We start from the raw sequence: 7,800 nt of genomic DNA, 5'->3' as shown, positions 1-7,800 counted from the left end.
CGGCAGCCACACAACACCCGCAACCCGCCACCCACCACACAAAACCAACGACACCAACACCCCCACAAAACCAACAAGACGTTAAACGCCAAGACACGAAGCCTTCCGGATCATGGCGGAGGCCCTGATCGGTCACCCGGCCGCCGCGCGGGCGACGACCTCCTCCGGGGAGAGGGGCGCCTTCGGGTGATGGCTCAGGCACAGCGGGGTCTTCACCTTCGCGAACGAGAAGCCCTCCCCCGCGGCGTAGAACTCGCCGCTGCCGAGCAGGCCGATGTCCGGCAGCCGGCCGCCCTTGGCCAGGGCGAGCTCCTTCGCCGCGTCGATCTGCGCCGGCGAGTTGAGCAGGCCGAAGAACTGCGTCGTGGCATTGCCGGAGATCTGGTTGTGCAGGCCCTTCGGCGCCTGGGTCGCGAAGACGAGGCCCAGGCCGTACTTGCGGGCCTGCGACGCCAGGGCGATCGTGCTGGCCGTGCAGGGCGTGTTGCCCGACGACGGGGCGAGCGTCTGCGCCTCGTCCATGACGAACAGCCCGCCGAGCGGCCGGTCCCCCGCGGGGTGCCGTTTGATCCACGCGAACAGCGCCATCTGCAGCTGGTTGACGAAGCTCTGCCGCTGCTCGTCCGAGCTGAGCCCGGCGAAGCTGATCACCGACACCCGCGCCCGCTTGCCCGGCGGTGGGGTGAGCAGCACCCCTGGGTCGGCGGCGGTGCCCTGCCCGCCGAACAGCGGGTCGGTGACCATCGCCGCCTTCAGCGTCTCGGCGGCGTCGAGCGCGAGCTTCTCGGCCTTCGCCATCCTGCTCACCCCGTCCGGCAGCTCGGCCAGGAAGTCCGTGAAGCCGCGCAGCCCGACGGCGCCGCTCTTCGCGTACGCCCGCAGCGCCTCCGTGACGACCGCCTTGCCCTGCTGGGCGAGCTTCGACGCCCCTGCCACCCCGGCCCGCGGCGCGAGGGCGGCCACCGCCGAGTCGATCGCGGCGTCGAACTCGTCGGGCGAGTCCCGCACCGGCCCGAAGTCCGGCAGCGGCTGGAAGGCCAGGGGCCGCCCGGCACTCACCCTCGGCGTCCACACCACGACGTCGGTGTTGTCGAGGTAGTCCCGCGCCCTGGCCTCGTCCCCGGGCCCCCACCCCGCCGGCGGCTCCGGCCACGCGTCCCCGAGCCGCGCGAGGTCGTTGTTCGGGTCGAGCACGATCGCGGAGACCCCCTTCCGCGCGCACTCCTCCACCAGCCGCCGGATCAGCACCGTCTTCCCCGACCCCGACCCGGCGAAGATCACCGTGTGCCGCCGCAACGACTCCAGATCCACCCGGAACGCCCGCTGCCCGTCGACGACCCGCCCCAGCCCGATCGCCGGCGGCCCATCGGCCGAGGCGGCCGGCTCCGGCCGCTGCCGCAGGGTCTGCGCGGATGCCGGCGCGGCGGGGACCGGCTTCACGAAGGGCGCGGCGGGGACCGGCCGCTCGGCCGACGGGCCCATCACCGCCGACAACAGGGCGGTGCCGCTCGCCGGGCGCCGTGAGGCAAGCCATTCCTGCAGGTCGGGTCGTGCGGAGCCGCGCATCGTGCGCAGCGCCGCGAACACCTTCAGGTCGGCGGGCGTCAGCGCCAGCACGAGGCCTCCGGCTTCCCGGAACGCGTACACGACCTCCTTCGTGCGCGGGCCGGTCGGCCACGACCCGTTGCGCAGCAGCACGAGCCGGCGCTGCGGGACCGAGGCGTCGAGCCCGGCCATCGTGCAGGCCGCCTTGATGCGGCTGATGACGGCGACCGCGCTGGTGCTGCCGATCGCCCGGAACCCGAGGTGCGCCTCGTTCTCGGTGGCCTCGTCGAGGACCTGGATGAGCCGGGCGTGCAGCGCCGGTTTCGCCGCCGGGGCGGGATCCTGCTTGTACACCTTCCCGGTCGGCGCCTGCTCGTCGATCCACGCGGCGATCCCGGCGGCGAGCAGCCCCGGCACGTGCGCGTCCTCGGTCTTCGGGTCGAGCGCCGCGTCGATGTCCGCGCCGGCGACCAGCTCCGCGAACAGGTCGTCGAGGGCCCGCAGCGCGCTGTCGGGCGCCGGTGCGGCAGGCCGCGGGGTAGGCGCGGGGGCGAGCACCACGCCGACGAGCCGGCCCAGCTCGCTGACCTCGTCGCGTTCGAGGCACAGCTGGACGTGCTGGTCGACCCGGCGGAGCAGGGCGCGTGGGGTGAGGTCGGGCGCGTCGGCAAACGCCTCCGGCAGGATCGGCCAGGTCGGGTGCGGCGCGGTGAACCGCTGCAGCGCGTACTTGACGGCGAACCGCTTGGCGATGATCGCCGTGCCGATCTCGTCGCTGAGGATCCGGTCCGGCAGCAGCGCCGGCCGGAACCGGTCGACGACCGGGCTGGGCGCGCTCTTGCGCAGCAGCTCCCACGTGTCCGGTAGGCACGACACGACGGTCAGGGTGCGGCGGGTGACGTCGCGCAACGTGAGCAGCCCGTCCGCGACCGGCCCGAAGAGCTTAGCGTGCTCCTCCTCCAGCGCCTCGGTACGTTCATGCAGCACCGCACCGGACTGGGCGAACAGCGTGTCGAGCTGGTCGACCGCGATCACGCTCGGGTCGAGGGTCAGCGCCATCAGCCGGGAGATGTCACGGACGATCTGCTGCGGGTTGCGGATCGCGGCCGTGAAACCCCATGCCGCCCGGTCCGCGGGGTCGCCGGCCTCGGAGATGAGGTGGGCGTAGCCGACGTCCTGCGCCTCGAAGTCCCGGGATCCGTGCAGCACCAGCGCCCGCGCGGTGTCCTGGCACTCGAGGCCGACCGCCGGGTTGAAGCGGCGCAGCCCCCGGACGAAGACGTCGAGGTCGGCCCGGGTCAGGTCGGCGTCGCCGGCGATCGCGTCGCGCACCTCCGCCGACAGGCCGAGGTGCGGGGTGAGCCGCCGCAGGAACGTCTTGAGCTGCGTACCCCAGCCGATCGCGTCGTGGCCGAGCCCCTCGACGAGGCAGAGTGCGGTGCTCTCCCAGAAGGTCCGGCCGTTGATCAGGTTGACGAGGAAGAAGTAGCCGCCGTCCCGCTGGATCTTCTCGCGTACGGCGCCGAGCAGGTGCGTCTTGCCGGAACCGGCGCGGCCCTGCATCGCCACCCCGATGGGGCTCGCGTCGTCGCCGGTCCGCGCCTTGTTGACGCCGCGGAGGATCTGCGCGACCGCCTTCTCGTGCAGTTCCGGCACGTCGTACGGCGACGGCCGCCACACGTCGTCCGGCGTCGGTGCCGGGTTGAAGTCGAGGGACTCGAGCGCCCGGCGCTCGTCCGCGCCGATCATGCCGCGCCGATCGACAGCGAGTGGTTCTCCTCAACCCCGATCCGCAGCGACGCGGCACGGTCCCGGGGCTTGAGGGCCTTCGAGTTCGCCACCGGGATGATGCGCACGTCGTCGAGGCGCGCCATGAACCGCAGCGCGGCGTCGAGGTCGGCACGCGGCACGCCGGCGAGGTTGTCGCGGAGGTCGGCGAGCCCGACCCACTCCCCCGGCGCCGCGGCGAGCTTGTCGTAGGCCACCCGCACCTGCTCCTGCACGTCCACCGTGGACTCCGGGGTACGGCTGAAGAACATGGCGTGGCTGTACCGCCCGGCCAGTGCCCGGTCCAGGTTGGTGAGCAACGTGACCAATGTCTGGACCGCCGAGACCCGATTCCCAGCGGGCGTCCGCACCTTCTTGATGACAGCCCAGCCCTTGTCGGTCAGCTCATGGCACAACATCTGACCGATCTTGTGGCTTTCCACCAGACCGAGAGAGACGAGCTTCCTGTGAGACTCGCCGTTCAGCGCGAAGCCGGCCAGTTCTTTGAGCTCTTTGTTGGTGACCGGGCGGGCCTCGGCCATCAGGACGACCAGGGCGAGGATCTGGGTGCCGGTGAGCGAAGGGACGTCGTCAGGGCTCGACATGTGCGATCTTCTCCTTGGGGGACCGTCGTTGCTGGAGCATGGTGCGGAGCTTGTCGACCACGGCGCCGACATCGGCGAGGATGTCGTCGTCGGTGAACCGCAGGACGACGTGCCCCTGCAGGTGGAGATCCACGTCCCGGCGACGGTCGGCGGCGAACTTGTAGCGGCCGCGGTGGTCCCGGCCGTCGACCTCGACCACGAGCCGCTCCGACGGCCAGAACAGGTCGAGCACGTAGGGCAGGCCGAGCGCGCGGGGTTCGTACCGGTAGTTCCAGTGCCGCCCCCGGGCCCACGCGTGCGGGCCGAGGGCGCGTTCCAGGGTCGTTTCCGCCGGGCTGTCGCGGCGCGGTTGGTTGGGCAACGACGGCACGGTGAGCAGCGGCCGGTGCCCGGCCACCGCGTCCGGGCACCCGATGCGCTGCGCCTCGTCGGCCAGGCTCGCCAGGTGGGCCGGCAGCGCGAGCCGGACGGATCTGATCCGGTCGACGGTGCGCAGCGGAGCGCCGGCCAGCCATACGGAGAGCCGCGCGTGGTGGGCGAGCCATTCGGCGGCGCGGGTGAGCGCGGCCTCGGCGGAGGCGATCAGGCCCTCGGGCACGTGGACCAGCACGGCGGCGCAGTCGCGGCCGTGCGCGCCGGCGACGACCCGGGCCAGCCCCGCGGCGCGGACCTCGGCAGGAAACCGGGGCCGGCGGGCCGAGACACCGCCGCGCAGCCCTCGCTCGGCGAGGTCCGCGAGGAACGGCCCGAAGTTGCGCGACCGGGCCGCGCTGGCACCGGCCAGCGCGCGGACGGCGGCGAGCCCCGCGCCGTGCGGGCCGTCGAGCCGTTCGGCGCCGGGAAGCCACGCGGGGTAGAGCGCGAGAGCGGCCCGGTCGAGCTCGTCGAGCAGTGCCGCGACCTGGTCGTCGACCGGGACGGCGGCCGCGGGCCGGAACTGCACGACGACGGGCGCGCCGCCCGGCAGCGGGTCGAGATCGACGGCGAGCAGCTCAGGGTCCACCCCGGCCAGGTGGGTGACCTGCGCCTTCGGCGGCACGTCCCACCAGTGCGCCACCGCCGGCCCGGGCTTCATGGTGCGTCAGGCTACTGGCTGCGCCGGCCCGATCGCACTCCGCTGATCAGTAGTGGAATCCGGCGATACGGCCGAGGGCCGGCCCCCCGAAGGGAGACCGGCCCTCGACGTTCAGCGATGGGTTACGGGTAGCTGATCACGTTGGACGGCACCACCGCGGACGGCAGGGCTGCCGCGCCGGTGTCGTTGATGACGTGGGTGATGGAGCCCTTGCCGAGGGAGACGGTCAGGGCGTTGTGGAACTTCACGTTCGGGGTGTTCGGCACCTCGTAGGCGTGGTAGGCGGCGATCGACGCGTCCGTGGTGAACACGCAGTAGCTGCCCAGGCCCCAGGCCTCGTGGGTGGTGACGTTGTTGTTCACCTTGTAGGCGGCGTAGCCGACGATCCCGTCGTGGGACCAGGCCGCGGCCGACGGCGGGTCGTAGGGCAGCTCGTTCTGGAAGAAGATCGTGCGGCCGCCGTTGCCGTTCCAGACGACGTTGTACTTGTTGAAGTGCTCGACGAAGAGGCCGTAGGCGAGCACGTTCTGGCCGTTGACGATGAGGCCGTTGTCGGACGGGTTGGAGGTCCAGCCCGCGCCGTCGCCGTGGTCGGCGCGCCACGCCCAGATGTGGTCGATGATCGTGTTGTTGTTGTTGACGATCAGGGCCGCGCTGGCCTTGGCGGCACCCGCGCCGCCGACGCGGAGGAACACGTCGGAGAGCAGGTTGGGGGCGCCCGCGTGGTTGGCGGAGGCGCCGGCCGGGCCGACCTGGAGCAGGGCCGGGGAGTTCGTCGGGCCCGCGTCGAAGAGCAGGCTGGCGATCTTGACCCCGTCGACGTCGCCGACGGCCATGGGGATGGCGCCGTTGTCCGCGACGATGGTGGCGTACCCGAGGCCGAGGACCACGGTGCCGGCGCGGTTGATGTTGACGGTGCTGTTCAGGTGGTAGACGCCGGGGGTGAAGAGCAGGTTGAGGCCCTGCGCGGCGGCGGCGTTGAGGGTCGCGGCCGAGACGCCCGGCTTGGCGACGTAGAACTGGCTCAGCGGCAGCGACGTGCCGGGGGTCTGGCCGTTGAGCCAGGTGGCGCCGCTGCTGTTGGTGCGCAGCGACGGCACGAACACCCGGTAGGCGCCGGACGCGTCGGTGTAGAGGTAGGGCTTCTCCTGCGTGATCGGGCTCTGGTTGATCGTGGTGTACGGCGGGTTCGGGAAGCTGTTCGCCGGGGCGCCCTGCACGCCGGAGAACACCATGTTCCAGACCGCGCCGTTCCAGGCGCCGATCGTGCTGTCACGGGTGAACCACTGCTGCTGCGAGCAGGAGCCGATGGTGCCGGTGACCCGGGAGTCGGCGATGTAGCCGCCGGAGGCCCAGCCGCAGTTCGGCGACGCGAGGGTCATGCCGCCGTGGATGTCCATGCGGCGGAACGGGGCGGCCTGCGAGACGGCCCACCGGTCGATGCCGCTGACCGGGTAGACGGACAGGTTCTCCGCGGAGCGCCAGAAGTTCTGCGTCGCGTTGCCCTGGAACCAGCCGGCGTCCACGGTGATGTCACCGTTGATGCGGACGTCCTGCGGGTTCTGGCCGAGGCCGTTGATCGAGGTGTAGAAGCCGATCTGGGCGTTGAGGCCGTTGTACGTGCCGGGCTTGAACAGGAACTGCACGCGGCCGGGGCCGAACTGCGCCGTCTCCTGAGAAGTGAAGATCTGGTCGAGCTTCGCCTGGATCGTCGCGGTGGACTGCGACGGGTCGAAGACGATGACGTTGGAGCCGAGGTCGCCGCCGCCCTGGATCGGGCCGGTGGAGGTCGACGGGGTCGGCGAGGCCGACGGGGACTGGCTGGTCGGCGGGTTCGAGGTCGCCGGGCCGCTGCCGGTCCGGACCATGAACTCCCACAGCGAGTAGCCGTAGCCGGTGCCGCGGGCGGTGCCGTACATCCGCACGTAGCGGCCCGTGCCGGTCACGTCGAGGGTCTGCACCCCGCCCGTGCCGCCGGTGACGGTCTTGATGGTGGTGAAGTTGGTGCCGTCGGCGGACGTCTGGATCTGGAAGTCCTTGCCGTACGCGGCCTCCCAGTTGAGCGTCACCTGGCAGATCGACTGGGTCGATCCCAGGTCGACGCGCAGCCACTGCGGGTCGGCGAAGAGGCTCGACCAGCGGGTGCCGGTGTCGCCGTCGACGGCGGCGGAGGCCGCGTTGGCGCCAGCGTTCTCGGCCGAGGAGGCGGTGGCCGGCTTGCCCTGCGCGGCGTTGACGGCCGTGTTGCAGGTGCCGGGGTTGGTGCCGCCGTAGGAGCCGTAGACCTGGAACTCGTACAGCGAGTAGCCGTAGCCGGTCGCGCGGGCCGTGCCGTACATCCGCACGTAGCGGCCGGAGCCGGTGACGTCGTAGGTCTGCACCCCGCCGGTCGCGCCGGTCACCGACTTGATGTCGGTCCAGGTGTTGCCGTCCGGCGACGTCTGCAGCTTGAACGCCGTCGCGTACGCGGCCTCCCAGTACAGCTTGATCTGCGAGATCGTCGCGGTCTGGCCCAGGTCGACGCGCAGCCACTGCGGGTCGGCGGCGGCCGACGACCAGCGGGTGCCGGTCGCGTTGCCGTCGAACGCGGCCGAGGCGGGCGTGCCGCCGTTCTCGTCCGACGACGACAGCGCGGTCTTGCCTTGCGAGAGGAGGGTGTCGGCGGCGGAGGCCGAGAAGGTCGTGGTCACCGCATACGTCGCCACCATGAGGATGGCGGCCACGGATGCGAAGATCAGATTCCGGCGGCGGCGGTGCGCCGGTCGTGCGGCGGTCAGCATCAATTGCTCCCGGTTTCAGGGCGGGCGG

At 71.9% G+C, this 7,800-nt stretch carries 4 protein-coding genes; all 4 read right to left on the bottom strand.

The window, feature by feature from the left end; all coding sequences use genetic code 11:
* Nucleotides 1-132: 132 nt before the first annotated feature.
* Nucleotides 133-3,294 (bottom strand): DUF87 domain-containing protein, encoded by a 3,162-nt coding sequence (locus tag ABZS58_RS31105; RefSeq protein ID WP_354786794.1) that lies wholly within the window; start codon nucleotides 3,292-3,294, stop codon nucleotides 133-135.
* Complete coding sequence (locus tag ABZS58_RS31100; protein ID WP_354786793.1) at nucleotides 3,291-3,917, bottom strand: hypothetical protein; 627 nt, start codon at nucleotides 3,915-3,917, stop codon at nucleotides 3,291-3,293. The genes ABZS58_RS31105 and ABZS58_RS31100 overlap by 4 nt, the downstream gene beginning before the upstream one ends.
* Nucleotides 3,904-4,992, bottom strand: a complete 1,089-nt coding sequence (locus ABZS58_RS31095) for a DUF559 domain-containing protein (protein ID WP_354786792.1) — start codon at nucleotides 4,990-4,992, stop codon at nucleotides 3,904-3,906. The genes ABZS58_RS31100 and ABZS58_RS31095 overlap by 14 nt, the downstream gene beginning before the upstream one ends.
* A 122-nt stretch (nucleotides 4,993-5,114) precedes the next feature.
* Nucleotides 5,115-7,715, bottom strand: coding sequence for a discoidin domain-containing protein (locus ABZS58_RS31090; RefSeq protein WP_354786791.1), 2,601 nt, complete (start codon nucleotides 7,713-7,715; stop codon nucleotides 5,115-5,117).
* Nucleotides 7,716-7,800 lie beyond the last annotated feature (85 nt).

The organism is Dactylosporangium sp. NPDC005555 (assembly GCF_040605635.1).
In the GTDB taxonomy this organism is placed as follows: domain Bacteria; phylum Actinomycetota; class Actinomycetes; order Mycobacteriales; family Micromonosporaceae; genus Dactylosporangium.
Note: the sequence above shows the minus strand (reverse complement) of the source record. Positions and strands in the feature narration are given on the sequence as shown.

What these genes read in the sequence shown, in the direction of transcription:
- ABZS58_RS31105 (WP_354786794.1), bottom strand. Translation starts at nt 3,294, where the DNA reads ATGATCGGCGCGGACGAGCGCCGGGCGCTCGAGTCCCTCGACTTCAAC.
- ABZS58_RS31095 (WP_354786792.1), bottom strand. Translation starts at nt 4,992, where the DNA reads ATGAAGCCCGGGCCGGCGGTGGCGCACTGGTGGGACGTGCCGCCGAAG.
- ABZS58_RS31100 (WP_354786793.1), bottom strand. Translation starts at nt 3,917, where the DNA reads ATGTCGAGCCCTGACGACGTCCCTTCGCTCACCGGCACCCAGATCCTC.